Genomic DNA, 26,625 nt, shown 5'->3' on the forward strand with positions numbered 1-26,625 from the left:
CGGACCACGAGCGCGCGGACGCGGCCGCCATGCCCGCGGTGGTGGAGCGAGCCGCCGGTAGGTGCGCGCGGGCACACGACGAGTGGGCCGGACCGTCGCGGACGGACCGGCCCACTCGTGCGTACCGCTGTCAGGGTGCGTGTCGCAGCGCCACCACGTCGATCTCCACGAGGATGCCCATCAGCTGGGAGCCGACCGTGGTGCGCACCGGGCGCGGCGCGCCGAAGTGCTCCCGGTACACCCGGTCGAAACCGGCGAAGTCGCGGTGCACGTCCTGGAGGTGGACCGTCGCCTTGACCACGTCGTCGAGGGTGAGCCCGTCGGCGGCGAGGAGGGCGCTCACGTTCGCCAGGACCTGGCGGGTCTGCTCCTCGATGGTGTCACCGAGTGCGCCGGTGACCGGGTCCTGCGGGCCGAAGCCGGAGGTGAACAGGTACGGACCCGCCGCGATGCCCTGGCTGTACCCGCCGATCGGGGCCGGGGCCCCGGCCGTGGTGACGGCGCGTCGCGAGGGAAGGGGACTGTCGGCGGTCACTTGGTGAGGTCTCCTTCCGCGGCGTTGACCCCCGCGTAGTGGCGCAGCTTGTCCTCGTCCACGGTGACGCCGAGGCCGGGCCCGTCCGGGACCCGCAGGCTGCCGCCGGACAGCGTGAGCGGCTCGATGATGTCGTCCGCGTGCAGGTAGTACATGGAGTCGATGGCACGCGACAGCACCGGGGTGCTGGCGACCACCGCGAGGTGCGCCGCCGTGGCGATGCCCAGCTCGCCGCCGCTGTGCAGGTTCATGCCCAGGCCGAAGGTCTCGCAGTGCGCGGCCAGCGCCTTCGTGGCGGATATCCCTCCCCACTTGTAGACGTCACCGTGGATCACGTCGACGGCGTTCAGCCGCATCGCGGGCGCGAAGTCCTCGAACCGGACCACGCACATGTTGGTGCACAGCGGGATGCGGATCTTCTGGCGGACCTGGCTCATCCCCTCGATCCCGACGCACGGGTCCTCCAGGTACTCCAGGTCCAGTTCCTCCAGCGCGATGCCGGCCCGGATCGAGTCCGGCACCGACCAGGCGGCGTTCGGGTCGACGCGCAGGTTCACCCCGGGCAGCGCGGCGCGCACGGCCCGCAGGATCGCCACATCGCCCTCGACGTCCTTGGTGCCCTTGAGCTTCACGGCCGTGAAGCCGCCCTCGGCCACCACGCGCTCGGCGTGCTCGGCCAGGGCGCGCGGCAGGTCGTCCGCACCGGCCCCGGGCGCGTCGGCGCGCGTGATCAGGGCGGTCAGCGGCACCTCGTCGCGCACCGGGCCGCCCAGCAGGTCGGTCACCGACTGCCCGGTGGCCTTGCCCATGGCGTCCCAGCAGGCGACGTCGATCGCGGCCAGGGCGGCGTACCCCAGGTATCCGTAGAAGAACGGCACCATGTGGTGGCGGCGGTGGAACGCCTCCAGGGCGAACGGGCTGGTGCCGATCAGGTCCTCGGCGAGGTCGCGGACGATCGCGGCGACCGGGCGGCCCCACATCGTCTCGCCCCAGCCCTCGACGCCGGAGTCGGTCCTGATGCGCACCACGGTGCGCGTCTCGCCGGTCTTCGTCTCGAAGGAGCTGGTGAACGGGTTGACCAGGGGCAGGTTGACGACGTGGACGTCGACCTCTGTGATCTTCATGAGGACTTCCTTGTCTGGGGTGGTGGGGGTCACGCGAGGGGGCGGGACGCGGCATCGAAGGCGAGCACTGCGCGGGCCAGGCCGCGGGCGCGGCGGTCGAGCAGGCGCTCGCCGTGCACGGCGTCGGCACCGGACGCGTCGTCGGTGGCGCCGCCCACCCGCTCCCACTCGCCGTGCCGCTCCACGGTCAGCCCGGGGTAGGGCGGCCTGTCGAACAGGGCCGGCGGGTCGACCGGCGCGTGCTCCGCGCGCTCGGCGCGTACCAGCGACGGATGGGCGGCGAGCATCAGCGACGTCTCGAACCAGCCGGCGTGGCCGGGCACCAGCTCGGCGTGGAGCCCGTCCGGGTCCTCCTCGACGGCGGGCTCGCCGGTTTCGGTGAGCGTCCAGTACGAGCACGCGGCCGCCGTCACTTCGGCGCGCAGCGCGAAGCGCTTGACCGCGAGCCGCATGATCTCGTCATTGCCCCCGTGTCCGTTGACCACGAGCACCCGGCGGTAGCCGCAGGCGGCCAGCGAGTCGAGGAGCTCGTCCAGCACCATGCCGAGCACCGGTGCCGACAGCGTGAGCGCCGCCGCGAACAGATGGTGCGGGCTGTGTCCGTACGGCAGGGTCGGCAGGCGTACGAGGGAGGGCACGGCCTCGCCGGCGGCCGCCCGCTCGTCGAGCAGGGCCAGGGCCCGGGAGACCACGGCGTCGGCGAGCATCGTGTCCGTGCCCATCGGCAGGTGCTCGGCGTGCTGCTCCTGCGAGCCGATCGGCAGGACGGCGATCGCCTCGGGCGCCGCCGCCCGGGTCTCGCGCCAGGTGGTCTCGGTCAGATTGCGGTGGGTCATGCCGCTGTCTCCCCGGTCCGGGGGCATGACAGAGTCGGCGCATGGCGCATGAACGTATTCCTTTGCGGTTGGTTCCCGACCCGCGGCCGGACGAGCCGGCCGGTCGGGACGGCGGTGTGCTGGGCGCCGTCGAGGTGCTGCCCGGTCTGGTGCGCGCCGCGCTGCTCACCCGCGCCGGAGCCGTGCGCGCCCGGACACAGGCCCGCTTCGACCCGGCGGTCGCGGACCCGTCCCTCGTGGACGCTGCGCTGCGCGGGGCGGCCGCGGTCTTCGACGGGCAGCCGCTGCTCGGCGTCGGCGTGGCGGCGGCCGGTGTGGTGGACCCGGTGGCGGGCCGGATCATCGAGGTGAACGACGCCCCGGCGCTGCGCGGCTACCCGGTGGCCGACCGGCTCGCGGCCCTGGCGGGCGCACCCGTGCGGATCGAGCACCGGGCGCGGGTGCAGGTGCTCGGTGACCGCTGGTTCGGCGCCGGGCGCGGCCGGCGCTCCTTCGCCTCCGTCGCGACCGGTGAGGTGCTCGGCGTCGGCATCCTCTACGAGGGGGAGGTGCTCGCTCCGTCCGGTGGCCGCAGCGGCGCCCATATGACGGTCACGGCGAGTGGTGAGCTCTGCACCTGCGGGCGGCGCGGCTGCTGGAAGACCGTGGCGACGACGCGCTGGCTGCGCGAGCGGGCGGCCGAGCACGGCTTCGCCCGGGGCGCGGCCACCCTGGGGGCGCTGGTGGCGTCCGACGCCCCGGACGCCGCCCGTCTCGTCGACCGGTACGCGGAGAACCTGGTGCTCGGCCTCGCCACGGTCCAGCAGCTCTTCGCGTGCGGCCTGTTCGTGCTGCACGGCGAGGCCCTGGACGGCGGCGAGCCGTTCCGGGCCCTGGTCGAGTCGCGGCTGCGCGCCGACGCGCTCGGCGGTGAGCTCCCCACCGTGGTCCTCGGCGAGCCCGCCGACACCGGCACGCTGCTGGGGGCGGCGGGCCTGGTCCTCTCGGGGGCGTAGGGCGGACCTCACGCGCCGACTCCCCCCAGAATCCGGCGGCCGGGTTCGGGAACGGGTACGGCGTCCAGGAGGCGCCGGGTGTACGCGTCCGCGGGCGCGGTGAACACCTGGTCCGCGGTCCCGGACTCGACGATCCGGCCCTGTCGCATCACGGCCACCCGGTCGGCGATCTGCCGCACCACGGCCAGGTTGTGCGAGATGAAGACGTAGGTCAGGCCGAGGCGGTCCTGGAGATCGGCGAGCAGGTCGAGCACCCGGGCCTGGACGGACACGTCGAGCGCGCTCGTCGGCTCGTCCAGCACGACCAGGCGCGGTTCCAGCGCGAGGGCGCGGGCGATGGAGATGCGCTGGCGCTGCCCGCCGGAGAACTCGTGCGGATAGCGGTCGAGGATGCCCGCGTCCAGGCCGACCGCTGCGAGGAGCTCCCCGGCCCGGTCGCGTACCTTCGCCCGGCCGCGCCGCCCGCGCGCCCACTCCTCGTGCGTGACAAGGGGCTCCCCGACGATGTCGGCGATCCGCAGCCGCGGGTTCATGCTGGAGTACGGGTCCTGGAGCACGACCTGCATCTGCCGGCGCAGCGGCCGCAGCGCGGCCCCCTTCAGGGCGAGCAGATCCGTGCCGTCGAACCGCACGCTGCCCGCGGTGGGGTCGAGCAGCCGCAGCAGCAGCCGGGTCAGCGTCGTCTTGCCGCAGCCGGACTCACCGACCAGGGCGTAGGTCTCGCCCTCCCGGACGGTGAGGGAGACGTCGTCGACCGCGACGCTCGGCGGGCGGCCGGGGAACTCCTTGCGCAGTCCTTCGATCTCCAGCAGCGGGGTCGTGGTCATGCGACGGGCTCCAGTCGGGGAGTGGCGGCCAGCAGTTCGCGGGTGTACGCGGCGGCGGGACGCGCGAAGACCTGTTCGACGTCGCCGGTCTCGACGACCTCGCCGTGCCGCATCACGACGACGCGGTCGGCCGTCTCGGCGACGACGCCCAGGTCGTGGGTGATGAGCAGGACGGCCATGCCGTGGCGTCGCTGGAGCCGCACGAGCAGCTCCAGGATCTGCCGCTGCACCGTCACGTCGAGCGCGGTGGTGGGCTCGTCCGCGATGAGGACGCGGGGGCGGGCGACGAGCGCGGAGGCGATCATGACGCGTTGGCGCAGACCGCCGGACAGCTCGTGCGGGTACTGGCGGTAGCGCCGTTCCGGATCGGGGATGCCGACCTCGTCCAGCGCGGTCAGGGCGGCCCGGCGGGCCTCGGCCCGAGTGTGGTCGCCGTGCAGCCGCAGCACCTCGGAGACCTGGTCGCCCACCCGTTGCAGCGGGTCGAGGCTGGTCATCGGGTCCTGGAAGACCATGGAGATCCGGGACCCGCGGACCCTGCGCAACTCCTTCTCGCGCAGGCCGAGTACGTCCCGGCCGTCGAGCAGCACCTGGCCGCCCGCGTACACGCAGGGAGGTTCCGGGTTCAGCCGCATCGCGGACAGGGCGGTGGCCGACTTGCCGCTGCCGGACTCGCCGACGACGGCCAGGGTCTCTCCGGCGGCGACCGAGAAGTTCACTCCGCGCACGGCGTGCACGGTCGAGGAGGCGAGCGCGAAGTCGACGCGCAGGTCGCGGAATTCGAGGACGGGCCCGGCGGGCGGGGTGGGTGCGGAGTCGGTCATCGGCGGTACGCCTTCGGGTCCGCGACGTCGCGCAGCGCGTCGCCCAGGATGTTGATGGAGAGGGAGGTGAGCATCAGGGCGATGCCGGGGAAGACGGCGATCCACCAGGATGTGCCGAGGTAGAGCTGTCCGTCGGCGAGCATGCCGCCCCAGGTCACGGTCTCCTTGGGGACGCCGAGGCCCAGGTAGCTGAGCGAGGCTTCGGCGACGATCGCGGACGCGATGTGCAGTGTGCCGATGGTGGCCAGCGGCGCCATGACGTTGGGCAGCAGGTGCCGCCGCATGATCGCCAGGTCGCCGACGCCGATCGCGCGGGCCTCGGTGACGAAGTCGCGGGTGCGCAGCGACAGCACCTCGGAGCGCACCACCCGGGCGTACGACACCCAGCCGGTGACGCCGAGCACGAGAATCACGTAGCCGAGGCCCGAGCCGACGAATCCGACGACGGCGAGCGCCAGCAGGATCGCGGGAAAGGCGAGCTGGACGTCCGCGAACCGCATCACGACCCGGTCGGTCCAGCCGCCGAGGTATCCGGAGGCGAGGCCCGCGACGGTGCCGATCACCCCGGCGAGCAGGGCCGCACCGGCGCCGACGAGCAGGGAGACACGGGTGCCGTAGACCACCCGGGAGAGCAGGTCGCGCCCGAGCTGGTCGGTGCCGAGCAGATGGGCGCTGTCACCGCCGGACTGCCAGGCGGGCGGCCGGAGCCTGCCGAGGAGGTTCTGGGCGGCCGGGTCGGCCGGCGCGATCAGGGGCGCGAACACCGCGCACACGACGATCAGGAGAAGGAAGACGAGCGCGACGGCGGCGAGCCGGTTGCGCAGCAGTGAGCGCAGCACGGAGGGCTGGGCCGGGGCGGGAGCGGGAGCGGCGGGAAGGGCCGCGGGGGCGATGGTGGTCATCGGGAGTTCCTCACCCTCGGGTCGAGGAGGCCGTAGGACAGGTCCACGAGCAGGTTCACCACGACGAAGGTGGCGGCGAAGAGCAGCACGGTGCCCTGGACCAGGGGGAAGTCGCGGTTGGCGATGGCCTGCACGGTCAGCTGGCCGACCCCCGGCCAGGAGAAGACCTGCTCGGTGAGGATCGCGCCGCCGAGCAGGCTGCCGACCTCCAGTCCGACGACCGTGACCACGGGCAGCGAGGCGTTGCGCAGACCGTGCCGGAGCACGGTGCGCACCGGTCCGAGACCCCGGGCGCGGGCCGTGCGGATGTGGTCGGAGCCGAGCACGTCGATCAGCGACGAGCGCAGCAGCCGCGCGACGACGGCGACGGAGTAGACGGCCAGGGTGACCGACGGCAGGACGAGATGCGCGAACGTGCCGTATCCGGAGGCGGGCAGCGCGTGCAGCCCGACGGCGAACACGAGGATGAGCAGGATGCCCACCCAGAACGCGGGGGTCGACTGGCCGATCAGGACGGCCGTGATGACGCCGCGGTCGGCGGCCTTGCCGCGCCGCATCGCCGCGATCGTGCCGGCGGGCAGGGCGATCACCAGCGTCACCACGAGGGCGCCCGCCGCGAGCAGCAGTGTGGCGGGGACGCGGTCGGCGAGGACCGTGCGGACCGGCTGGTTGTAGAAGAGGGAGTTGCCGAAGTCGAAGCGCGGCAGGCCCCACAGGTAGTCCAGGTACTGCGTGAGCAGCGAGCGGTCCAGGCCCAGGCTGTGCCGCAGCACGGCCTCCTGCTGGGCGGTGGCGTCGGGCGGCAGCATCACCTTCACCGGGTCGCCGGAGAGGCGTACCAGGAAGAACACGACGGTGGCGGTGCAGAGCAGGACCAGGAGTGCGGCGCCGAGCCGGGAGGCGGCGGGTCGCAGCACGGCCCACGCTCGGCTGTGCCCGGGGACCCGTACACCGGGTGCGGTCAGGGTCTGGCTCATCACACGGCCACCTTCGCGCTCGCCATGTCCAGCACCCCTGCGGCGCCGGGCGTCCAGCTCGGCCGGGTGTTGTGCACGTAGATGTTGTCGATCTGGTAGAGGGGCACGAACGGCGCCTCGTCCTTGATCAGTTGCTGGAGTCCCGAGAAGGCGCGGCGGCGCACGGCCGGGTCCACGGACAGCTCCTCGGTGTCCACGAGCCGGTCGGCGCCCTTGTGGTGCCAGCGGCTCTGCCGCCGGTCGCTGCGCACGTTCGACTGGAGCATGCTCTCGCCGTCCATGGTCCAGACGGTCGACGCGGCCAGGTAGACGGGGCCGAGCGCGCCGTGGTTGGAGGAGGTCAGGCGCTGGGAGTACGTGCCCGGGTCGAGCAGATTCACCCTGGCCCGGATACCGGCGCGGGACAGCAGCCCGGCGATGGCCTCGGCGACGTTGGCATCCAGGTTGGATGCCGTGATCGAGGTGCTGATGCCGTCGGGGTGCCCTGCCTCGGCCAGCAGCGCGCGGGCCTTGGTGAGCGAGCGCTCGAAGGGCTTCACGGACTCGTCGAAACCGAAGGCGCCGCGCGGGATCATCGCCGGGACCTCGGTGGCGTTCCCGCCGAGCACCGCCTTGATGAGCAGGGGCACGTCGATGGCGTGGTTGAGCGCCTGCCGTACGCGCCGGTCGCGCAGCGGCCCCTCGGAAAGGGTGTCCAGCGACAGGTACGAGGTGCGGATCCCGGTGTGGTGGTCGATCCGCACCCCCGGATAGCCGGCCAACTGCTGGGCCGCGTCCGGGGTCATGCCCGCCACGATGTCAACGCCGCCGCTCTGCAGCGCGGCCAGCGCGGAGGAGGAGTTGGGGGCGGGCACGAAGACCAGTTCGTCGACGTGCGGGCGCCCCTGCCAGTGGTGGTCGTAGGCCGCGAGGCGCAGTTCGTGGTCGCGCTGCCAGCGCCGGAACGTGAACGGGCCGGTGCCCACCGGGTGCGCGGCGAAGCCCTCGTCGCCGACCTTCGCGAGGTAGCGCGGAGGCACCACGACGCCCCCGAACAGGGACAGCTTCGCGGGCAGGATCGGGTCGTGCACCGAGGTGTGCACGTCCACCGTGTACGGTCCGGCCGCCTTGACGCCCTCGACGTAACGCAGTTCCACGATCGGCGACTTCGTCGCGGGGTCCAGCAGCCGCTCGATGCTGAAGCGGACGGCCTCGGCGTCGCACGGCTCCCCGTTGTGGAACGTGACGCCCCGGCGCAGCTCGAACCGCCACACCTTGGGCTCAACGGCCTTCCAGGACAGGGCGATCCGCGGCTGGAGCGAGTTGTCGCGCCCCCGCGTGGTGAGCGTGTCGAACATGTTGATCAGGGCGTTCATCGACGTCATGTCGCCCTGCTTGTGCGGGTCCATCGTCTTGGGGTCCCCGGTCTGGGAGACCCGCAGCACATTGCCGGCCGAGGTAGCCGACGGTGCTCCGCACCCGGTCAGCAGGGCGGGAGCGGCGAGAGCGGGCACCGCGAGGCCGGTCAGCCGCAGCACCGAACGGCGGGAGCACCCGACGCTCGGGCCGCCTCCCCCTTCACGTATTCGTTCCATTGGACAACACACTCGTTCCGGTGAATGGAATGCAGTTCGGGTAAGGTAGGCCACATGGGGAAACCGGTCAACAGTCGTTCGCAGCAGCAGACCTCCGCCGCGGTGCCCATCGGCGCCCTTGAGGGCGCCGGAGCGGACACCGCGCCGCCCGCGCCCGGCCCGGTGGACAAGGCGATGGAAGTCCTGACGGCGCTCGCCGGGGCAGGCGCCCCGCACCGCCTCGCGGACCTGGCCCGGCGTACGGGTCTGGCCAAGCCGACCGTGCACCGGCTGCTGCGCGCCCTCGCCGCGTCGGGCTACGCCGCGGCGGACCCGGGCGGCAGCTACCGTCCGGGCCCCCGGCTCCTCGGCCTCGCCGCCGCCGCGCTCGCCGACGACGCCGCGCTGCGCCGGGCCGGGCCGCTCCTGGACGAACTCCGCGTACGCACCGGACTGTTCGCCTCGTACGTGGTCCGCGACGACCGCACGGTCATCCATCTGGACGTCCGCGCCCCCGCGCAGGCCCTCGGCCCCGACCTGAGCCCCGGCTTCCGCGAACCGCTCACGGCCGGGGCGGCGGGCCTCGCCCTGCTCGCCGCCCTTCCGGCCGAGGAGCGCGAACAGCTGTCCGCCGGCCCCGACGGTGCCCCCGCCGACGAGGCGACCCGCGCCGCCCTGACCGCCGCGGCCCGGGACGGCTACGCCTTCGACGGCACCGACGCCTGGGCCGACCGGCGCGCGCTCGCCGCCCCGGTGCGCGACGCGGCCGGCCGCGTGGCCGGGGCCCTCGTCCTGACCGGGCTCGCCTTCACGCTGGACGAGGCGGCGGCACGGCAGTACGGGCCGATGGTGCGCTCGGCCGCGACCGCGGTATCGGCGAGCCTGGCCGCGCCGACCGGTGCGCGGCTCGGACTGGTCCCGGGGTCCGACCGGGAGGCGGACGAACGGTGAGTGGACGGACCCGAGAGGCAGGAGAAGTCATGGTGAACGCCCGGGACTTGGGCGTGGCGCCCTCCGGTGCGCAGGCGGCCGCCGCCGTCCGCCGCCGGCTGCTGGAGGACGGCCGGGCACGCGGCCTCTACTCGGGTGCCGCCTGGTCGGTCGGTGACGCGTCGGGCCCGCTGGACCGCGGCTGGACGGGCACCCGCGCGATCGGCGGGCCCGCGCTGGACGGCGACGACCTGTGGGACCTGGCCTCAGTGACCAAGCCGCTGGCGGGCCTGGTCGTCATGGCGCTCGTGGAGCGGGGCACCCTCCGCCTCGACGACACCGTCGGACAGCACCTGGCCCGCTACGCGGCGAGCCCGCACGCCCCGCGTACGATCGCCCAGCTCCTCGACCACACCTCGGGACTGCCGGGCGGGGTCCCGCTCTACCGCGACCACCCCACCCGCGAGTCGCTGCTCACGGCGCTCGGCACACTGCCGCGCGACGCCGAACCGGGAACCCGGGTCACGTACTCCTCCCAGGGGTTCATCCTGCTCGGCCTCATCGCCGAACAGGCCACGGGCCGGGGCCTGGACGAGCTGATGAACGAGCTCGTGTGCGCACCCCTCGGCCTCACCGGCACCCGCTTCCGCCCCGCCCCCGCCGACCGGGAACGCGCGGTGGCCACCGAAGCCTGCCCCTGGCGCGGCCGGACCGTCGTCGGCGAGGTGCACGACGAGAACGCCGTGGTACTCGGCGGCGTCGCCGGCCACGCGGGGCTCTTCTCCACCCTCGCGGACCTGGAACGCATCGCGCTCAGCCTGCTGGGCGGCGGCCCCCCGCTGCTGGAGCCGCACACCCTCACGCTGATGACCGCCCCGCGCACGGACCACCTCAATCTCCGCCGCGCACTGGCCTGGCAGGGGCAGGACCCGGCCGGCTCGCCGGTGGGCGACACCTTCGGCCCGGAATCGTACGGCCACACGGGGTTCACCGGTACGAGCCTGTGGCTCGACCCTGCGGCCGGCCGCTACGCCGTCCTGCTCGCCAATCGCGTCCACCCCAGCCGCGAGGAGCGCGGATTCAGCGAGCTGAGGCGGGAGTTCCACCGCACGGAGCGCCGTTCCGCGTGACCTTCCCTGCCGGTGGCCTTCAGGTCGCCGCGCGGTGCGAGGTGCGCGGCGCGGGCACCGGGGCCTGGGCGGCGCGGGTCACGTCGGCGACCAGCTCGACCACGTCGGGGCCGTAGGCCTGGGAGTTGACCACCTTCAGGAGCAGGCAGAAGGTGTTGTTGCCGTGCTTGCGGAAGAGGCGCTCGTGGTTGCGGGCCAGGTAGCGGGTGGCGGCCTGGTTGGTGATGGCCTGCTGGCCGCAGAAGAGGAAGACCGGTCTGGCGTCCTGACCGGTGGTCAGCCGGGCGAGCAGCACGTACTCGCTGACGCCCTTCTCGGCCCGGTAGCGCTCCGAGCCGATCTGGAAGGCGCCCCGGTCGGGGCCGGGCTCCGGTTCGGTGTTGATCCGCACTCCGGGGAGCAGGGAGTGCAGGTGGGCCGCCATCCGGCGGTTCGACACCGGGCCGCCGACGCAGAACTCGGTCCGCTCGCCGATGCCCTGCTGCGCGATGTCGTGGGACAGGATCTGGGCGTGCGCCTCGCAGTCCTTGATCAGAGCGGACAGTTCCAGCAGGGCGAAGACGTCGTGGCGGTGGACCGAGCCCTCACCGCCCGCGTCGCGGTTGACGACGAGCAGACACTCGGAGTTCCCCGGCAGCCCGAAGAACGCCTGCTTGCGGCGGAGCTTGCGGCGCCACAGATAAGTGCGCGCGAGCCAGCCGAGGGCGGCGCTGATCCCGGCGGCTATCACGCCCAGCGCGATGTTGCGTACGTCGTCAGTCATGGGCGGGCATGTTAGCGGGCATTCGGCCTCAAGTTCGAGGCGGTCCTGACGGGGCGGCCGGAGCGGCGTTACCCTGCGCGGACGATCCTTCACCGGAGGTTGCGCATGCGACGTTCCATCAGGCGAAATGTGTCGTTGGCGGCCATTCTGGCCGCCGTCGTATCGGTCGGGGCGGCCGCCCCCTCCTCGTCCGCCCACCCCGCGGGCCCCCCCGCGCCACCTCCCAAGTCACCCGTCGCGGTGGGATACGGGGGAGCGGTCTCCAGCGTCGACGCGGACGCCACGGCCGCCGGGATCGAGGTGCTGCGCAACGGCGGCAACGCGGTCGACGCGGCCGTGGCCACGGCCGCCGCGCTCGGCGTCACCGAGCCGTACTCGGCGGGGCTCGGCGGCGGAGGCTACTTCGTCTACTACGACGCCCGCAGCCACACCGTCCGCACCATCGACGGCCGCGAGACCGCACCGCGCAGCGCCGACGCCTCCCTCTTCCTGGAGAACGGCAAGCCGCTCGCCTTCGCGGACGCCGTGACCAGCGGGCTCGGCGTCGGCACCCCCGGCACGCCCGCCACCTGGGACACCGCCCTGAACAGCTGGGGCAGCAAGTCGCTCCGCCAGGTCCTGAAGCCCGCCGAGCGGATCGCCCGGGACGGCTTCGTCGTGGACGAAACGTTCCGCTCGCAGACGGCGGGCAACGAGGAGCGGTTCCGGGACTTCCCGGCCACCCGCAAGCTGTTCCTGCCCGGCGGGAAGCTCCCCGAGGTCGGCTCGGTCCTCAGGAACCCGGACCTGGCGCGCACCTACGAAAACGTCGGCCGCCGGGGCGTGGACGAGCTCTACCGGGGGGAGATCGCCGAGGACGTCGTACGGACCGTACGCAATCCGCCCGTCGACCCGGCGTCCGACCGGGTGGTGCGCCCCGGCGACCTGACCGCGAAGGACCTGAACTCCTACCGCGCGCTGCGTCAGGCGCCGACGAAGGTGAACTACCGGGGGCTCGACGTGTACGGCATGGCGCCGTCCTCCTCCGGCGGTACGACGGTGGGCGAGGCCCTCAACATCCTGGAGTCCACGGACCTCTCGCGGGCGAGCGAGGCCCAGTACCTGCACCGTTACATCGAGGCCAGTCGCATCGCGTTCGCCGACCGGGGGCGCTGGGTCGGCGACCCCGCGTTCGAGGACGTGCCGACCGAGGGCCTGCTCAGCCAGAGGTTCGCGGACGCGCGGGAATGCCTGATCAAGGACGACGCGGTGCTCAGCAGCCCGCTCGCCCCGGGCGACCCGCGCCACCCCGGGGCCTGCGGCTCCACGGGGCAGGCCGCGCCCACCACGTACGAGGGTGAGAACACGACGCACCTGACGACCGCCGACAAGTGGGGCAACGTCGTCGCGTACACACTGACCATCGAGCAGACCGGCGGCAGCGGGATCACCGTGCCGGGGCGCGGCTTCCTGCTCAACAACGAGCTGACCGACTTCTCCTTCGCGCCGGCCGACCCCGCCGTCCACGACCCGAATCTGCCCGGTCCCGGCAAGCGCCCGCGCTCCTCGATCTCGCCGACCATCGTGCTCCGGCACGGCGAGCCGGTCCTCGCCCTCGGCTCACCCGGCGGCGCCACCATCATCACCACCGTGCTCCAGACGCTGACCGGCAAGCTGGACCGAGGGCTCCCGCTGGTCGATGCCATCGCCGCGCCCCGGGCCAGCCAGCGCAACGCACCGGCCACGGAGCTGGAACCGGCGCTCTGGAACAGCCCGTTGCGGGCGAAGCTGGAATCCCTCGGCCACGTCTTCAAGCTCAACCCGGAGATCGGCGCGGCTACCGGCGTGCAGCGGCTGCCCGACGGGCGGTGGCTCGCCGCGGCCGAGAAGGAGCGGCGTGGCGGCGGTTCCGCGATGGTGGTGAGGCCGAGCGGGCGGTCCTGACCGCCGCGGACCGACAGGGGGGCGCAAGGAAATCCTCGCCAGGAAGGGCGCCCCTCAGTGCGTATCCGAACGCTTGCCCTCGTCACGGCCTCCGGTGCCGCGCTGCTGACCGCCGGCACACCGGCCCCCGTCACCCTCGCCGTGGCGGGGGACCCGGCCCCGGCCCTCGCCGCCCCCGCGCCCTCGGCCCGGCCCGTCCCGCCGGCCGTGCCGTTCGCCCTGGTGGCGCAGGTGCACCGGGCGCCCGCCCGGGCGCAGCGTTCCCGACCCGCGCCCGCCCCGGCCCCCGACCGGGAGGACACCGGGGTCGGCGCGGCCGACCTGCTGGGCAGGGTGTCCGCCTGCGAGCAGGTCTCGAACGGCAAGTACCGCACGGACGAGGCGGTTTCGGCGACCGTTCCGGTGTGCGGCGAGGGCGACGCGGTGTTCTGGAAGGCCGACCTGGACGTCGACTGCGACGGCCGGACGACCGCCGCCTGCAACCCCGCCACCGACCCCGCCTTCCACGGCGACACCGCCTTCCACACCTCGGACGGCCGGCCGCTGGACGCGGAGAAGCTGCCGTACGTGGTCGTGCCCGCGCCCTCCGGCGTCTGGGACCACGCGAAATCCGGCATCAGGGGAGGCGGGGTCGTCGCCGTCGTCCACGGCGAGAAGGTGGAGTACGCGGTCGTCGGCGACGTCGGCCCGGAGCACATCATCGGCGAGGCCTCGTACGCCGCGGCGAAGTCGCTCGGCATCGACCCGGACCCGGCCGGCGGCGGCGTGCCCTCCGGGGTGACGTACATCCTGTTCAAGGACTCCCGGGTCTCCCCGATCGAGGACCACGAGGCCGCCGTGCGTACGGGGCGGGCCCTCGCGGAGAATTTCGTGCGCGGTGACTAGAGCGCGGTCAGGATGCGGGGGCCGTCGTCCGTGATCGCCACCGTGTGCTCGGCGTGTGCGGCGCGGCTGCCGTCCGTCGTGCGCAGGGTCCAGCCGTCGTGGTCCGCGCGGTACGTGTCCACGCCGCCCCCGGTCAGCATCGGCTCGATGGCCAGCACCATGCCGTGGCGCAGCGGCATCCCGCGCCCCGGGCGGCCCTCGTTGGGCACCCCCGGGTCCTCGTGCATCTCGCGGCCCACGCCGTGCCCGCCGAACCCCTCGGGGATGCCGTAGCCGGCGGTGCGGCAGACGGTGCCGATGGCGTGCGCGATGTCGCCGATCCGGTTGCCCACGGTGGCCGCCGCGATGCCCGCCTCCAGGGCCTGGTACGCGGTGTCGACGAGCCGGGTGTCGGCGGGGCGGGCGCGGCCCACGGTGAAGCTGATCGCCGAGTCGCCGGCCCAGCCGTCCAGCGTGGCACCCGCGTCGATGCTGACCAGGTCGCCGTCGCGCAGCCGGTAGTCCGTGGGGATGCCGTGCACGATCGCGTCGTTGACCGACGCGCAGATGACCGCGGGGAAGGGGACCGGGGCGAAGTGCGGCCGGTAGCCGAGGAACGGCGAACCCGCGCCCGCCTCGCGCAGCACGCCGCGCGCCACTTCGTCCAGTTCGCGCAGCGAGACGCCGACCCCGGCGGCCTCCCGGGCGGCGGTGAGCATGCGGGCGACGACGCGGCCGGCCGCACGCATGGCTTCGATGGATGTGTCCGTCTTGAGTTGCACCATGCCAATTACAATACCGCAATTACTATACCGGTCCGAACGGTATTAGAATGACGGCATGGTCCGCACCCCCCTGACCCCCGAAGAGCGCCTGCGCGGCGAACGGCTCGGTCTGCTGCTGCGCGAGGCGCGAGGCGCCCGCAGCATGACCGAGATCGCCGCCCGAGCCGGAATCTCCGCCGAGACCCTGCGGAAGATCGAGACCGGCCGCGCCCCCACCCCGGCGTTCTTCACCGTTGCCGCCCTCGCCGGTGCCCTCGGCCTCTCCATGGACGAACTCCTGCTGCGCTGCGCCCCGGAACCGGCGGTCGTGCCCCTCGCCGGATAGCGCCCCGCTCGCGCCCCGCTTGCGCCCGCGCGCCTACGCTGGGGCCATGAGCCTCCAGGACTTCGCACGCAGCGAGTACGTCAGCCTGACCACGTACCGCAAGGACGGCACGCCCGTCGCCACCCCCGTCTGGGCGGTGGCCGAAGGCGGCGAACTGCTCGTCTGGACCAAGACCGACTCCTGGAAGGTCAAGCGCCTGCGCAACGACAAGCGGGTCCGGGTCACCGTCTGCGACGTGCGCGGCCGGACCGAGGAGGGCGCCCCGAGCGCCGAGGGCACCGCCCGGCTGCTCGACGAGCGCGAGACGGCCGCCGTGCGCCGCGCCATAGGGCGGAAGTACACCTGGAAGTACTGGCTCCTCGACTACCCGGCGATGATCGTCCGCCTCGGCAAGCGCCCGCACACCGGGATCGCCATCACCCTCTGAGCCTCGGCCCCGGCCCCGCCCCGGTCGCCTCGGACCCGCAAAGTCCGCGTAGCCGTCCCGTAACACGCCCGCGGTCCAATGCCCGGGCTGGAGGATTCCAGCCGACGGCGGCCGGAGGTGACGGTGACGGTGCATCAAGAGGCGGTATCCGTAGAGGAGTTCGCACGCCACCTGCGGGAGCTGGTGGCGCTGCTCGACCCCGGCAGCGGCTGGTACGGGGTCTTCCGGCGACGCGACCCCGCCGGGGTGGCCGCCTGCCTGGACGGGGCGGAGCTGCCGCCCTGGGACGTGCTGGAAGCGCTCTTCTCGGACCTGGCGGAGGCGCGGGGCACCGCGTACGCGGAGCAGGCGGCGGCGCGTGCCGCCCGGCTCCACGCGGACTGCGCCCTCGGCCTCGACCGCCGACCGGGCGGCCGCGCGCGGCTCGTGGAACGGCTCGGCCTCATGCTCCGTGAGCAGGCGTACGCCGCCGAGCGGCTGCGGGCGGCCCGCGAGAGCGGTGACGGGGACGAGGTCACCGGGGCGCTCGCCTGGGCCCGCGACGACCACGCCCGCGCCTCGGCCCGCTGCGCCGAACTCCGGCGGCGCCTCTCGGCCCTCTCCCGTGCCCCGGACCGGACCGGCACGGCAACGGCCCCGGGGTGGCCCAGCGCGCCGGTGCGGGAGGCGGAGCCCGGGACCGCGGCGCCGGGGTGGCCACCGGCGTCCCCCACCGCCGCGCCGGTGTGGGAGGCGGAGCCCGGGACCGCGGCGCCGGAGCCGCGCCCGGCGCACTCGACCGCCACCCCCGAGCGGACACCGGAGGCCCCGCCCACCCCGTCCGCCCGGAAACGCAAGCGGACCGGGGCGCGGTTCGCCGGGCTGGATGCCGGGGTCGCGGGCAGGGGGGACGAGGCGCCCGTCCTCCCCGCAGCGCCCACCGGGTCACCGCGCGGCGCCCGCTTCGGCGGCGCACCCGCCGCACCGGACACGGAGCGGCCCACGGCCCCGCCGGACCCGGCCGCCCTCCGGATCGCCCGGGGGGCCGTCGGCGCGCTGCTCCGGTTGCGGGCCGAGGGCCGCGGCGGCGAGGCCCACGCCGTGCTCTGCCAGGCGGCGGCCCTCCCCGCGCACCGGCTGCCGCTCCTGGCCGTCGAGCTGCACCGGGCCGGGCTCGGCGCGGACTGGGCGACCCTGCTCTGGGAGGTCGCCTCGCTGCCCCCGGACGGGCTCGCAGCCGCCGTGGACGCGCTCGCCGCCGCGGGGCGCACCGAGGACTGCGGGCAGCTGCTGCGGCAGGGCGTCGCACGTCCGGCCGCCGAGGTCGCCGACGCCGCGACCGCCCTCGACCGGGCGGGCCGGGGGCCGCTGGCCCAGCTGCTGCTCGGGGCCTTCGTGCGGGTGCGGTCGCCGCAGGAAGCGGCCGAGGTGGCTTCGGTCGACCCGCCCCGCCTCGTGCCGCAACTGCTTGCCGCCGCCCGGACGGTGTCCGAGGCGCGGGAGCGAGGCGTCGAGCACGCGCTGCGGGTCGCGGGCCTCGGCTGAGGCGCACTGGCCCGCACGGGTGTGAAACATGATCGACTCAGCCGGTTCACTGCGATGGTCTTGCCCCGCCGTGTGACGGGGCTTACGTTCTCCCCTACGCACGTGTCTACGGGCGTAGAAGAAGCACGAAAAGGCTCTCTGACGCCGCGTCGAAGGAGCAGCTCATGTCCCACGTCGTACGCGCCGCACTCGTCCAGGCGACCTGGACCGGCGACACCGAATCCATGATCGCCAAGCACGAGGAGCACGCCCGCGAGGCCGCCCGGCAGGGGGCGAAGATCATCGGGTTCCAGGAGGTGTTCAACGCCCCCTACTTCTGCCAGGTGCAGGAGCCCGAGCACTACCGCTGGGCCGAGGCGGTGCCGGACGGTCCGACCGTACGGCGCATGCAGGACCTGGCCCGCGAGACCGGCATGGTGATCGTCGTCCCGGTCTTCGAGCTGGAGCAGTCCGGCTTCTACTACAACACCGCCGCCGTGATCGACGCCGACGGCTCCTACCTCGGCAAGTACCGCAAGCACCACATCCCGCAGGTCAAGGGCTTCTGGGAGAAGTACTACTTCAAACCCGGCAACGTGGGCTGGCCGGTCTTCGACACCGCCGTCGGCAAGGTCGGCGTCTATATCTGCTACGACCGGCACTTCCCCGAGGGCTGGCGACAACTAGGCCTGAACGGGGCCCAGTTGGTCTACAACCCGTCCGCCACTTCGCGCGGCCTCTCCGGCTACCTCTGGCAGCTGGAGCAGCCCGCGTCCGCCGTCGCCAACGAGTACTTCATCGCCGCGATCAACCGCGTCGGCCAGGAGGAGTACGGCGACAACGACTTCTACGGCACCAGCTACTTCGTGGATCCGCGCGGCCAGTTCGTCGGCGACGTCGCCAGCGACAAGGAGGAGGAACTCCTCATTCGCGACCTCGACTTCGGGCTCATCGAAGAGGTCCGGCAGCAGTGGGCGTTCTACCGGGACCGCCGACCCGACGCGTACGAGGGGCTGGTCGAGCCGTGAGCAGCCTCCACCACCGCCACCTCGCCGTCAGCCCCGACTGGCTGGCGCTCTACTACCGCCACCCGCTGGAGATCACGCACGGCGAGGGCCGCCATGTCTGGGACGCCGACGGCAACCGCTACCTCGACTTCTTCGGCGGCATCCTCACCACCATGACCGCCCACGCCCTGCCCGAGGTGACCAAGGCCGTCAGCGAGCAGGCCGGCCGGATCATCCACTCCTCGACGCTCTACCTCAACCGCCCGATGATCGAGCTGGCCGAACGCGTCGCCTCGCTCTCCGGCATCCCGGACGCCCGGGTCTTCTTCACCACGTCCGGCACCGAGGCCAACGACACCGCGCTGCTCCTGGCCACCACGTACCGCAGGTCGAACCAGATCCTGGCGATGCGCAACAGCTACCACGGCCGGTCCTTCTCCGCGGTCTCCATCACCGGCAACAACGCCTGGTCACCCACCAGCCTCTCGCCGCTCCAGACCCTGTACGTGCACGGCGGTGTCCGCACCCGCGGCCCCTACGCGCACCTGAGCGACGATGAGTTCACCGCCGCCTGCGTCGCGGACCTGGAGGATCTGCTCGGCCACACCCGCACCCCGGCCGCCCTGATCGCCGAACCCATCCAGGGCGTCGGCGGCTTCACCTCACCGCCCGACGGTCTGTACGGCGCGTTCCGCGAGGTGCTGAACCGGCACGGTGTGCTGTGGATCTCCGACGAGGTGCAGACGGGCTGGGGGCGCTCCGGCGAACACTTCTGGGGCTGGCAGGCCCACGCCCAGAACGGGCCGCCGGACATCCTCACCTTCGCCAAGGGCATCGGCAACGGCATGTCCATCGGCGGCGTGGTCGCCCGCGCCGAGGTCATGAACTGCCTGGACGCCAACTCCATCTCGACGTTCGGCGGTTCACCGGTCACCATGGCGGCCGGCCTGGCCAACCTCTCGTACCTCCTGGAACACGACCTCCAGGGCAACGCCCGCCGCGTCGGCGGCCTGCTCATCGAGCGGCTGCGCGCGATCGGCGCCACCTCGGAGCGCGTCCGCGAAGTGCGCGGCCGGGGCCTGATGATCGGCATCGAGCTGGTCAGGCCCGGCACCGACGAGGCCGACCCGGAAGCGGCCGCGGCCGTCCTGGAGGCGGCGCGCGAGGGCGGCCTGCTCATCGGCAAGGGCGGCGGCCACAACACCAGCGTGCTGCGGATCGCACCGCCCCTCTCGCTCGCGATCCCCGAGGCGGAGGAGGGCGCGGACATCCTCGCCGACGCGCTGCGCACGGTGGGCTGAGCGCCGACCACCACGCGGGTGCGGGAGCCGGACCCCGCACCCGCGTTCCACCAGTACAACGAGGAGGGGTACCCATGAGCCGTACCGTCATCCGCGGCGGCCTGGTCGTCACCGCGTCGGACGAGATGCACGCGGACGTCCTCGTCGACGGCGGCCGGATCGCCGCGCTCGCCGCCCACGACAGCGACGAGGCGGCAGGCTGGACCGCCGACCGGACCATCGACGCCACCGGCAAATACGTCATCCCGGGCGGGGTCGACGCGCACACCCACATGGAGATGCCGTTCGGCGGCACCTACGCGGCCGACACCTTCGAGACCGGCACCCGCGCCGCGGCCTGGGGCGGCACCACCACCATCGTGGACTTCGCCATCCAGACCGTCGGCCGCTCCCTGCGCGAGGGCCTGGACGCCTGGTACGCCAAGGCGGACGGCAACTGCGCCATCGACTACGCCTTCCACATGATCCTCGCGGACGTGAACGAGTCCTCGCTCAAGGAGATGGACCTCCTGGTCGGCGAAGGCATCACCTCGTTCAAGCTCTTCATGGCGTACCCCGGTGTCTTCTACAGCGACGACGGGCAGATCCTGCGCGCCATGCAGCGGGCCGAGTCCAACGGCGGCCTGATCATGATGCACGCGGAGAACGGCATCGCCATCGACGTCCTGGTGGAGCAGGCCCTCGCCGCGGGGCGTACCGACCCCCGCTACCACGGCGACGTACGCAAGGTGGCGCTGGAGGCGGAGGCCACGCACCGCGCGATCCAGCTCGCCCGGGTCGCCGGATCGCCGCTGTACGTCGTGCACGTCTCCGCCGACGAGGCCGTCGCCGAGATCGCCGCGGCCCGCCACAAGGGACAGCCGGTCTTCGGCGAGACCTGCCCGCAGTACCTCTTCCTCTCCACCGACAACCTCGCGGAACCGGACTTCGAGGGCGCCAAGTACGTCTGCTCTACACCGCTGCGGCCCCGGGAGCACCAGGAGGTCCTGTGGCGCGGGCTGCGCAACAACGAGCTCCAGGTCGTCTCCACCGACCACTGCCCCTTCTGCTTCTCCGGGCAGAAGGAGATGGGGCGGGGCGACTTCTCGAAGATCCCCAACGGCATGCCGGGCGTCGAGAACCGCATGGACCTGCTGCACCAGGCGGTCGTCGACGGCCACATCTCGCGCCGCCGCTGGATCGAGATCGCCTGCGCCTCCCCGGCCCGGATGTTCGGCCTCTACCCCAAGAAGGGCACGATCGCGCCCGGCGCGGACGCGGACATCGTCGTCTATGACCCGGCGGCCCGCCAGACCGTGTCCGCCGAGACCCACCACATGAACGTCGACTACTCGGCGTACGAGGGGAAGCAGCTCACCGGCCAGGTCGAGACGGTGCTCTCGCGCGGTGAGGTCGTCATCGACCGCCGCACGTACACCGGCCGCGCCGGCCACGGCATCTACACCCCCAGAGCCACCTGTCAGTACCTGAACTAGGAGCAACGGGCATGGACTTCGGACTCGTCCTCCAGACGGACCCGCCCGCATCGGCCGTGATCAGCCTGATGCGCCGCGCCGAACGCAACGGGTTCCGCTACGGCTGGACCTTCGACTCGGCGGTGCTCTGGCAGGAGCCGTTCGTCATCTACAGCAGCATCCTGGAACACACCGACCGGCTCACCGTCGGTCCCATGGTCACCAACCCGGGCACCCGCACCTGGGAGGTCACCGCCTCCACCTTTGCCACCCTCAACGACATGTACGGCAACCGGACCGTGTGCGGGATCGGCCGGGGCGACTCCGCGATGCGCGTCGCCGGGCGCCCGCCCAACACCCTGGCCCGGCTCGGCGAGGCCATCGACGTCATCCGCGACCTGGCCGAGGGACGCGAGGCCGAGGTGGACGGCAACCCGGTCCGCATCCCCTGGATCAAGGACGGAAGGCTCCCCGTCTGGATGGCCGCCTACGGCCCCAAGGCCCTCGCGCTCGCCGGGCAGAAGGCCGACGGCTTCATCCTCCAGCTCGCGGACCCCTACCTCACCGAGTGGATGATCAAGGCGGTACGGGACGCGGCGGCAGGGGCCGGACGCGACCCGGACTCCGTCACGATCTGCGTCGCCGCCCCCGCCTACGTCACCGACGACGACTCGCCCGAGGCGCTGGCCCACGCCCGGGACCAGTGCCGCTGGTTCGGCGGGATGGTCGGCAACCACGTCGCGGACCTCGTCGCCCGCTACGGCGAGCACTCGGGCCTGGTCCCCGACGGGCTGACCGCGTACATCAAGGACCGGCAGGGCTACGACTACAGCCACCACGGGCGGGCCGGGAACCCCGACACCGCGTTCGTCCCCGACGCCATCGTGGACCGCTTCTGCCTGCTCGGCCCGGCCGCCGCCCATGCCGAGAAGCTGAGACACCTCAAGGGCCTGGGCGTCGACCAGTTCGCGGTGTACAACATGCACGACGCCCGCGAAGCCACCATCGACGCCTACGGGTCCGCCGTCATCCCCGCCCTCACCGACTGACCGCCCCCCCACGGTCGTACGCGAAACCCCCCGCGCCCCGCCCCGCACGGCACCGCCCCGAGCGAAGGGTCCAGCCGCCATGACATCGACCGCACCTCCCTCCCCGTCCTCCGCACCGGAGCCCATACCGGCCTCCTCCGACCGTGTCGAGCTCGCCCCCGGAGCCGTCCCCGACGACAACCGCTTCGTCAACGCGGACCTGCTGCCCGTCCCACTGGCACGGCGCAACTGGAACACGTACAACTTCACCGCCCTCTGGGTCGGGATGGCCCACAACATCCCGTCCTGGCTGCTGGCCTCCGGTCTCGTCGCGCTCGGCATGGACTGGAAACAGGCCGTCTTCACCATCGCCCTCGCCAACCTGATCGTGCTCGGCCCCATGCTGCTCACCGGCCATGCCGGGCCCAAGTACGGCATTCCCTTCCCGGTGCTGGCCCGGGCCTCGTTCGGGCTGCGCGGCGCCAACCTCCCGGCCCTGATCCGGGCGGCGGTCGCCTGCGCCTGGTTCGGCATCCAGACCTGGATCGGCGGCGTCGGCATCTTCACGCTGCTGGGCAAGGTGTTCGGCGGATGGGCCGAGGCGTCCGAGATCGGCGGGCAGCCCTGGACGCTCTGGCTGTGCTTCGTCCTCTTCTGGGCGCTCGAACTCGCCATCATCTACCGGGGGATGGACGCGCTGCGCCGGTTCGAGAACTGGGCGGCGCCGTTCGTCATCGTCGGCGCGGTGGTGCTCCTGGTGTGGATCGCCGTCAAGGCGGGCGGCTTCGGACCGCTGCTCGACCAGCCGTCGGAGCTGGGCTGGGGCAAGGACTTCTGGCCCGTCTTCTTCCCGTCCCTCATGGGCATGATCGCCTTCTGGGCCACGCTGTCCCTGAACATCCCGGACTTCACCCGCTTCGGCGCGGGGCAACGCGCCCAGATCCGGGGCCAGTCGCTCGGGCTGCCCACCACGATGACCCTGTTCGCGCTGCTCTCGGTGCTCGTCACCTCCGGCTCGCAGGCCGTCTACGGCAAGGCCGTCTGGGACCCGGTCGAGCTGGTGGCCCACACCGACAACGTCTTCGGCCTCCTCTACGCCCTGGTGACCGTCCTGGTCGCGACGATCTCCGTCAACATCGCGGCGAACGTCGTCTCGCCCGCGTACGACCTGGCCAACCTCGCGCCGAAGTTCATCAGCTTCCGCACGGGGGCGCTGATCACCGGGGTCGTCGGCGTCGTCATCATGCCGTGGAAGCTCACCGAGACGCCCGAGCTGTACATTTTCACCTGGCTCGGCCTGGTCGGCGGGCTGCTCGGCACGGTGGCGGGCATCCTGATCGCCGACTACTGGATCGTCCGCCGCACGGTGCTCGATCTCGCGGACCTCTACCGGCCCGGCGGGCGCTACTGGTACACGGGCGGCTGGAACTGGCGGGCCGTCACCGCCTTCGCGGTCGGCGGCGTCCTGGCGATCGGCGGCTCCCACTCGAAACCGGGGGAGGGCCCGTTCCCCCCGGACGGCGTCATCCCGTTCCTGAAGCCGCTCGCGGACTACGGCTGGGCGGTCGGTCTCGCGGCCTCGCTCGCTGTGTACGTGGCACTGATGGCGGGCGTCACGACGGGGCGGAGGTCCGGCTCAGCAGGGCGCTGACGTCGTACGAATCGGCGGCCGACGGGGTGTTTTTCGGCACCGGTTCACCGAAGTCCGAGAGGTTCACCACCGCGTCCGTGCCCTCCCCGCCGTGCAGCGAGAGCCGCAGCGGGTAGGGCTTGCCGGTCGCCGCGACGTCCACCGTCAGCGTCAGGTCGCCGCGCATCCGGGTCAGCGGGATCACGGAGCGGTCGCCGATGGTGGTCTTCGGACCCTTGTTGAGGGTGCCCGAGTCGTCGTTCGCGTTGTCGCTGACCAGCTTCTGGAAGGTGTTGAGGTCGCACGTCTTCGTCAGGGCGCGCAGCCGGGGGCTGTCGGCGGGGGCCTTCAGATAGCGGTCGCCGACGATCGCCGCGAAGGCCGAGCCGCCGCTCGGCACCTGGTTCTTCCAGAAGTCCGCGTCCGGCTTCAGCCACACGTCGTCACCGCGCTTGACGATCAGTACCGAGCCCTGGCTCCGGCCCAGATCCACCGAGCCGTTGCAGTTGCCGTGCCGGTCCACGGCCAGGTCGAGGGACATGGACGGGGCGCCCTTGCCGAGGTCGCCCCGCGTGGACACGTGCAGGGATTCCGTGCCGAGCAGCGCGTCCCGGGAGCGGTCGGCGATCTGCTGGGCGGTGAGATGGTCGATGTCCTCCGCATGGGCCACGCCGCCGAGGACGCCGGTACCGCCGGCGCCGATCAGGAACGCGGCTGCCCATGCGACCGGGCGGGTGCCGAGTAGTGAACCGGTCACGTCGCCTCCTCGGTGCGAAGGGTCGTGGACTGCCGGGTGACCGCTGTCCGGTCCAGTCGAGCGTACGCCGGGGGAGTGAACGCCGCCCGTTCGGCGCAAGCGCCCGGTGCCGTCCAGGCGGTGTGACGTTTTGCGGCGTTCCCGGTTAGGCAGGACGCGCGGCGGCCCGCTCCGGCAGCCGCCCGCGCCAGAGCCGAACGCGACCGTACGCGCGCCGCCCCGGCGGCCACGGACGGTCACCACCGAAAGGGCACCATGAAGAAGACCCTGGGGAGCCTGTCCCGCTCCGCGCTGCGCCGCGCCGCCGTCACCGGCCTGGCCACGGCCCTCGCCGTGGCGGGCGGTCTCGTCGTCGCGGCCCCGGCCTCCGCCACTCCGCCCGGTCTCTCCTGCGACACCGGCAAGCACGCCGTGGACGACTACACCGGCTACGCGCTGTGCCGGAACAACGGTTCCACCACCCAGACCTTCTGGGTCCACCTGGTCTGCGGCTGGTCGCCCGACGTGGACGGCGAGCACGTCACCCTCGCCCCGGGCCAGTCCGGCCAGTCCACCGCGCACTGCGCCGGCCTCGGCACGGGGATCGGCGAGATCAGCGTGCAGCCGTAAGAAGCTTCGTACCAAACGGTTGAGGGCCGCGCGCCCACTCGTTACCCTCCAGTAAGTCCGTTCGCGCGGACAGGCGTACGTGCGCATCTGACGGTACGAGGAGGCGAGCCGCCCATGTCCTCAGCCCCAGTCACCCGAACGGCCGAAGAACCCGTACCGGACCGGGACGCCCCGGACCCCGCCCCGCGAGGGCTCGCCGACAGCGTGCGGGCCCTCGCGGACGGCCTGACCACCTCCACCGCACTCGTCACCGCCGCGCTGGCCCGGATCGAGGCGAGCCAGGGCACCCTCAACGCCTTCCGCCACCTGCGTGCCGGGGCCGCGCTCACCGAGGCCGCCGAGGCCGACCGCAGGCTCGCGGCGGGGGAGCGGCTGCCGCTGCTGGGGGTGCCCGTCGCGGTCAAGGACGACACGGACGTCGCCGGGACGCCCACCCACTTCGGCTGCGCCGGGGAGCGGGCGGCGGCGCTCGCCGACAGCGAGGCCGTACGCAGGCTGCGCGCGGCCGGAGCCGTGATCGTCGGCAAGACCAACTCCTGCGAGCTCGGCCAGTGGCCGTTCACCGAGGGCGCCGCGTTCGGCGCCACCCGCAACCCCTGGAACACCGACCACACCCCGGGCGGCTCGTCCGGCGGTTCGGCCGCCGCCGTCGCCGCCGGTCTCGTGCCCGCCGCCCTCGGCTCGGACGGCGCCGGGTCCGTCCGCATCCCCGCCGCCTGGACCCACCTGGTCGGCATCAAACCGCAGCGCGGCCGGATCTCGGTGCACCCGCACAGCGACGCGTTCCAGGGCCTCACCGTCAACGGACCGCTGGCCAGGACCGTCGAGGATGCCGCTCTCCTCCTCGACGCCGTCGCCGGCCCGCACCCCGAGGACCCGCACCGCCCGCCGCCCGTCGACGCCTCGGCCGCCGCCCGCCGCGACCCGGGCCGGCTGCGCATCGCGCTCGCCTGGCGGCCCCCGCTCACCCTCACCGGCACGGCGCCCCACCCCGACGTGCGCCGCGCGGTGACCGCGCTCGCGGAGGCGCTTGCCAGGCTCGGCCACCACGTCGAGGAGGCCCGGCCGCGCTACGGGCTCATCGGCCTCGGCTTCGTGCCCCGGGCCACCGCGGGCATCGCCGAGCTCGCCGCCCTGCACCCCGAACCGGCGCTCCTGGACGCGCGCACCCGCAGCGCCCTGCGCACGGGCACCCGGCTGGGCGGCCGGGTGGTACGGGCGGCCCGGGCACGCGAGGTGCACCAGCACCGGCGGATCGGGGCGCTGTTCCACCACGGACGCGGCGGCGCCGGGTTCGATGTGCTGCTGACCCCGACGACCGCGATGCCGCCGCCCCGGATCGGCCGGTTCGACGGGCTGAGCGCCTGGCGCACCGATGTGGCGATGACCGAGGCATGCCCGTACGCCTGGCCGTGGAACGTGCTGGGCTGGCCCGGTGTCAACGTCCCGGCGGGCTTCACCCCGGACGGCCTCCCGGTCGGCGCCCAGCTCCTCGGCCCTTCGCGCGGCGAGGAACGGCTCGTCTCACTGGCCGCCCAGCTGGAGGCGGACCTGCGCTGGCACGACCACCGGCCGCCACTGCCCGGCTAGGAGACCCGGCTAGGAGACCCGGCTAG

Annotated in this window: 26 protein-coding genes; 15 read left to right on the forward strand and 11 right to left on the reverse strand. The window is 73.2% G+C overall.

The features are described 5' to 3' along the window. Positions 1-130: 130 nt before the first annotated feature. From ACZ6C6_RS33225 to ACZ6C6_RS33235, 3 genes are read right to left on the reverse strand one after another with little or no spacing between them, the layout of a single operon-like run. Positions 131-535, reverse strand: a complete 405-nt coding sequence (locus tag ACZ6C6_RS33225) for a RidA family protein (protein WP_469208323.1) — start codon at positions 533-535, stop codon at positions 131-133. Continuing rightward, positions 532-1,659 (reverse strand): mandelate racemase/muconate lactonizing enzyme family protein, encoded by a 1,128-nt coding sequence (locus tag ACZ6C6_RS33230; protein WP_469208325.1) that lies wholly within the window; start codon positions 1,657-1,659, stop codon positions 532-534. The genes ACZ6C6_RS33225 and ACZ6C6_RS33230 overlap by 4 nt, the downstream gene beginning before the upstream one ends. 29 nt (positions 1,660-1,688) lie before the next feature. Continuing rightward, complete coding sequence (locus tag ACZ6C6_RS33235; protein WP_469208327.1) at positions 1,689-2,495, reverse strand: creatininase family protein; 807 nt, start codon at positions 2,493-2,495, stop codon at positions 1,689-1,691. Between the two features lie 41 nt (positions 2,496-2,536). Between ACZ6C6_RS33235 and ACZ6C6_RS33240 the strand changes: the two genes are divergently transcribed. After that, positions 2,537-3,490: an ROK family protein gene (locus ACZ6C6_RS33240; protein ID WP_469208329.1), complete on the forward strand. Its 954-nt coding sequence runs from the start codon at positions 2,537-2,539 to the stop codon at positions 3,488-3,490. Positions 3,491-3,498: 8 nt separating this feature from the next. Here ACZ6C6_RS33240 and ACZ6C6_RS33245 read toward each other — a convergent pair whose 3' ends face one another. The 5 genes from ACZ6C6_RS33245 to ACZ6C6_RS33265 are packed head-to-tail and all read right to left on the reverse strand — an operon-like array spanning position 3,499 to position 8,594. Then, positions 3,499-4,317: an ATP-binding cassette domain-containing protein gene (locus ACZ6C6_RS33245; RefSeq protein ID WP_469208331.1), complete on the reverse strand. Its 819-nt coding sequence runs from the start codon at positions 4,315-4,317 to the stop codon at positions 3,499-3,501. Beyond that, entirely contained in the window at positions 4,314-5,141 is an 828-nt protein-coding gene (locus ACZ6C6_RS33250) for an ATP-binding cassette domain-containing protein (RefSeq protein WP_469208333.1), read from the reverse strand. The genes ACZ6C6_RS33245 and ACZ6C6_RS33250 overlap by 4 nt, the downstream gene beginning before the upstream one ends. Next, the gene (locus ACZ6C6_RS33255; RefSeq protein ID WP_469208335.1) at positions 5,138-6,043 is read right to left on the reverse strand and encodes an ABC transporter permease; all 906 of its coding nucleotides are present in this window, start codon (positions 6,041-6,043) and stop codon (positions 5,138-5,140) included. The genes ACZ6C6_RS33250 and ACZ6C6_RS33255 overlap by 4 nt, the downstream gene beginning before the upstream one ends. Continuing rightward, positions 6,040-7,020 carry an ABC transporter permease gene (locus ACZ6C6_RS33260; protein WP_469208337.1) on the reverse strand — a complete coding sequence of 327 codons (981 nt, stop codon included), beginning with the start codon at positions 7,018-7,020 and terminating at the stop codon, positions 6,040-6,042. The genes ACZ6C6_RS33255 and ACZ6C6_RS33260 overlap by 4 nt, the downstream gene beginning before the upstream one ends. Continuing rightward, entirely contained in the window at positions 7,020-8,594 is a 1,575-nt protein-coding gene (locus tag ACZ6C6_RS33265; RefSeq protein WP_469208339.1) for an ABC transporter substrate-binding protein, read from the reverse strand. The genes ACZ6C6_RS33260 and ACZ6C6_RS33265 overlap by 1 nt, the downstream gene beginning before the upstream one ends. Positions 8,595-8,648: 54 nt before the next feature. On the opposite strand from ACZ6C6_RS33265, the gene ACZ6C6_RS33270 reads away from it, so the two are divergent. Together ACZ6C6_RS33270 and ACZ6C6_RS33275 are read left to right on the forward strand one after the other, a co-directional pair. Continuing rightward, positions 8,649-9,524, forward strand: a complete 876-nt coding sequence (locus tag ACZ6C6_RS33270) for an IclR family transcriptional regulator (protein ID WP_469208341.1) — start codon at positions 8,649-8,651, stop codon at positions 9,522-9,524. Positions 9,525-9,553: 29 nt separating this feature from the next. Further along, entirely contained in the window at positions 9,554-10,633 is a 1,080-nt protein-coding gene (locus ACZ6C6_RS33275) for a serine hydrolase domain-containing protein (RefSeq protein WP_469208343.1), read from the forward strand. 19 nt (positions 10,634-10,652) lie between these two features. Here the strand turns inward: ACZ6C6_RS33275 and ACZ6C6_RS33280 are convergent, their stop codons facing one another. Next, on the reverse strand, positions 10,653-11,396 hold the full coding sequence (locus ACZ6C6_RS33280) for a hypothetical protein (RefSeq protein WP_469208344.1): 744 nt from the start codon (positions 11,394-11,396) through the stop codon (positions 10,653-10,655). A gap of 105 nt (positions 11,397-11,501) precedes the next feature. Between ACZ6C6_RS33280 and ggt the strand changes: the two genes are divergently transcribed. Both ggt and ACZ6C6_RS33290 read left to right on the forward strand, forming a co-directional pair. After that, a complete protein-coding gene (gene ggt / locus ACZ6C6_RS33285) occupies positions 11,502-13,319 on the forward strand; it encodes a gamma-glutamyltransferase (RefSeq protein ID WP_469208347.1) in 1,818 nt (605 codons plus the stop codon). Between the two features lie 63 nt (positions 13,320-13,382). Beyond that, positions 13,383-14,204 carry a glycoside hydrolase family 75 protein gene (locus ACZ6C6_RS33290; RefSeq protein ID WP_469208386.1) on the forward strand — a complete coding sequence of 274 codons (822 nt, stop codon included), beginning with the start codon at positions 13,383-13,385 and terminating at the stop codon, positions 14,202-14,204. Here ACZ6C6_RS33290 and map read toward each other — a convergent pair. Continuing rightward, entirely contained in the window at positions 14,201-14,968 is a 768-nt protein-coding gene (gene map / locus ACZ6C6_RS33295) for a type I methionyl aminopeptidase (protein ID WP_469208349.1), read from the reverse strand. The genes ACZ6C6_RS33290 and map overlap by 4 nt on opposite strands. 55 nt (positions 14,969-15,023) lie before the next feature. Here map and ACZ6C6_RS33300 point away from each other — a divergent pair, with 55 nt between their 5' ends. The 8 genes from ACZ6C6_RS33300 (at position 15,024) to ACZ6C6_RS33335 (ending at position 23,664) form a co-directional block, all read left to right on the forward strand. Then, positions 15,024-15,293: a helix-turn-helix domain-containing protein gene (locus ACZ6C6_RS33300; RefSeq protein ID WP_469208351.1), complete on the forward strand. Its 270-nt coding sequence runs from the start codon at positions 15,024-15,026 to the stop codon at positions 15,291-15,293. A gap of 46 nt (positions 15,294-15,339) precedes the next feature. Continuing rightward, positions 15,340-15,720 carry a PPOX class F420-dependent oxidoreductase gene (locus tag ACZ6C6_RS33305; protein WP_469208353.1) on the forward strand — a complete coding sequence of 127 codons (381 nt, stop codon included), beginning with the start codon at positions 15,340-15,342 and terminating at the stop codon, positions 15,718-15,720. A gap of 123 nt (positions 15,721-15,843) precedes the next feature. Next, entirely contained in the window at positions 15,844-17,244 is a 1,401-nt protein-coding gene (locus tag ACZ6C6_RS33310) for a hypothetical protein (RefSeq protein WP_469208356.1), read from the forward strand. A gap of 164 nt (positions 17,245-17,408) precedes the next feature. Beyond that, complete coding sequence (locus ACZ6C6_RS33315; RefSeq protein WP_469208359.1) at positions 17,409-18,251, forward strand: nitrilase-related carbon-nitrogen hydrolase; 843 nt, start codon at positions 17,409-17,411, stop codon at positions 18,249-18,251. Further along, complete coding sequence (locus tag ACZ6C6_RS33320) at positions 18,248-19,531, forward strand: aspartate aminotransferase family protein (RefSeq protein ID WP_469208361.1); 1,284 nt, start codon at positions 18,248-18,250, stop codon at positions 19,529-19,531. Before ACZ6C6_RS33315 ends, ACZ6C6_RS33320 begins: the two co-directional genes overlap by 4 nt. A 74-nt stretch (positions 19,532-19,605) precedes the next feature. Further along, on the forward strand, positions 19,606-21,006 hold the full coding sequence (gene hydA / locus ACZ6C6_RS33325; RefSeq protein ID WP_469208363.1) for a dihydropyrimidinase: 1,401 nt from the start codon (positions 19,606-19,608) through the stop codon (positions 21,004-21,006). A gap of 11 nt (positions 21,007-21,017) precedes the next feature. Next, positions 21,018-22,034: a TIGR03842 family LLM class F420-dependent oxidoreductase gene (locus ACZ6C6_RS33330; protein WP_469208365.1), complete on the forward strand. Its 1,017-nt coding sequence runs from the start codon at positions 21,018-21,020 to the stop codon at positions 22,032-22,034. 79 nt (positions 22,035-22,113) lie between these two features. After that, a complete protein-coding gene (locus ACZ6C6_RS33335) occupies positions 22,114-23,664 on the forward strand; it encodes an NCS1 family nucleobase:cation symporter-1 (protein WP_469208367.1) in 1,551 nt (516 codons plus the stop codon). On the opposite strand, the gene ACZ6C6_RS33340 is transcribed toward ACZ6C6_RS33335, so the two are convergent. Beyond that, positions 23,627-24,400, reverse strand: a complete 774-nt coding sequence (locus ACZ6C6_RS33340; RefSeq protein WP_469208369.1) for a hypothetical protein — start codon at positions 24,398-24,400, stop codon at positions 23,627-23,629. The genes ACZ6C6_RS33335 and ACZ6C6_RS33340 overlap by 38 nt on opposite strands. 255 nt (positions 24,401-24,655) lie before the next feature. Between ACZ6C6_RS33340 and ACZ6C6_RS33345 the strand changes: the two genes are divergently transcribed. Then, on the forward strand, positions 24,656-25,009 hold the full coding sequence (locus ACZ6C6_RS33345) for a hypothetical protein (RefSeq protein WP_469208371.1): 354 nt from the start codon (positions 24,656-24,658) through the stop codon (positions 25,007-25,009). A gap of 114 nt (positions 25,010-25,123) precedes the next feature. After that, positions 25,124-26,599, forward strand: a complete 1,476-nt coding sequence (locus tag ACZ6C6_RS33350) for an amidase (RefSeq protein WP_469208372.1) — start codon at positions 25,124-25,126, stop codon at positions 26,597-26,599. Positions 26,600-26,625 lie beyond the last annotated feature (26 nt).

This window comes from Streptomyces sp. NPDC041814 (genome assembly GCF_055590565.1).

What these genes read in the sequence shown, in the direction of transcription:
- ACZ6C6_RS33230 (WP_469208325.1), bottom strand. Translation starts at nt 1,659, where the DNA reads ATGAAGATCACAGAGGTCGACGTCCACGTCGTCAACCTGCCCCTGGTC.
- ACZ6C6_RS33235 (WP_469208327.1), bottom strand. Translation starts at nt 2,495, where the DNA reads ATGACCCACCGCAATCTGACCGAGACCACCTGGCGCGAGACCCGGGCG.
- ACZ6C6_RS33240 (WP_469208329.1), top strand. Translation starts at nt 2,537, where the DNA reads ATGGCGCATGAACGTATTCCTTTGCGGTTGGTTCCCGACCCGCGGCCG.
- ACZ6C6_RS33245 (WP_469208331.1), bottom strand. Translation starts at nt 4,317, where the DNA reads ATGACCACGACCCCGCTGCTGGAGATCGAAGGACTGCGCAAGGAGTTC.
- ACZ6C6_RS33250 (WP_469208333.1), bottom strand. Translation starts at nt 5,141, where the DNA reads ATGACCGACTCCGCACCCACCCCGCCCGCCGGGCCCGTCCTCGAATTC.
- ACZ6C6_RS33255 (WP_469208335.1), bottom strand. Translation starts at nt 6,043, where the DNA reads ATGACCACCATCGCCCCCGCGGCCCTTCCCGCCGCTCCCGCTCCCGCC.
- ACZ6C6_RS33260 (WP_469208337.1), bottom strand. Translation starts at nt 7,020, where the DNA reads ATGAGCCAGACCCTGACCGCACCCGGTGTACGGGTCCCCGGGCACAGC.
- ACZ6C6_RS33265 (WP_469208339.1), bottom strand. Translation starts at nt 8,594, where the DNA reads ATGGAACGAATACGTGAAGGGGGAGGCGGCCCGAGCGTCGGGTGCTCC.
- ACZ6C6_RS33270 (WP_469208341.1), top strand. Translation starts at nt 8,649, where the DNA reads ATGGGGAAACCGGTCAACAGTCGTTCGCAGCAGCAGACCTCCGCCGCG.
- ACZ6C6_RS33275 (WP_469208343.1), top strand. Translation starts at nt 9,554, where the DNA reads ATGGTGAACGCCCGGGACTTGGGCGTGGCGCCCTCCGGTGCGCAGGCG.
- ACZ6C6_RS33280 (WP_469208344.1), bottom strand. Translation starts at nt 11,396, where the DNA reads ATGACTGACGACGTACGCAACATCGCGCTGGGCGTGATAGCCGCCGGG.
- ggt (WP_469208347.1), top strand. Translation starts at nt 11,502, where the DNA reads ATGCGACGTTCCATCAGGCGAAATGTGTCGTTGGCGGCCATTCTGGCC.
- map (WP_469208349.1), bottom strand. Translation starts at nt 14,968, where the DNA reads ATGGTGCAACTCAAGACGGACACATCCATCGAAGCCATGCGTGCGGCC.
- ACZ6C6_RS33300 (WP_469208351.1), top strand. Translation starts at nt 15,024, where the DNA reads ATGGTCCGCACCCCCCTGACCCCCGAAGAGCGCCTGCGCGGCGAACGG.
- ACZ6C6_RS33305 (WP_469208353.1), top strand. Translation starts at nt 15,340, where the DNA reads ATGAGCCTCCAGGACTTCGCACGCAGCGAGTACGTCAGCCTGACCACG.
- ACZ6C6_RS33315 (WP_469208359.1), top strand. Translation starts at nt 17,409, where the DNA reads ATGTCCCACGTCGTACGCGCCGCACTCGTCCAGGCGACCTGGACCGGC.
- hydA (WP_469208363.1), top strand. Translation starts at nt 19,606, where the DNA reads ATGAGCCGTACCGTCATCCGCGGCGGCCTGGTCGTCACCGCGTCGGAC.
- ACZ6C6_RS33330 (WP_469208365.1), top strand. Translation starts at nt 21,018, where the DNA reads ATGGACTTCGGACTCGTCCTCCAGACGGACCCGCCCGCATCGGCCGTG.
- ACZ6C6_RS33335 (WP_469208367.1), top strand. Translation starts at nt 22,114, where the DNA reads ATGACATCGACCGCACCTCCCTCCCCGTCCTCCGCACCGGAGCCCATA.
- ACZ6C6_RS33345 (WP_469208371.1), top strand. Translation starts at nt 24,656, where the DNA reads ATGAAGAAGACCCTGGGGAGCCTGTCCCGCTCCGCGCTGCGCCGCGCC.
- ACZ6C6_RS33350 (WP_469208372.1), top strand. Translation starts at nt 25,124, where the DNA reads ATGTCCTCAGCCCCAGTCACCCGAACGGCCGAAGAACCCGTACCGGAC.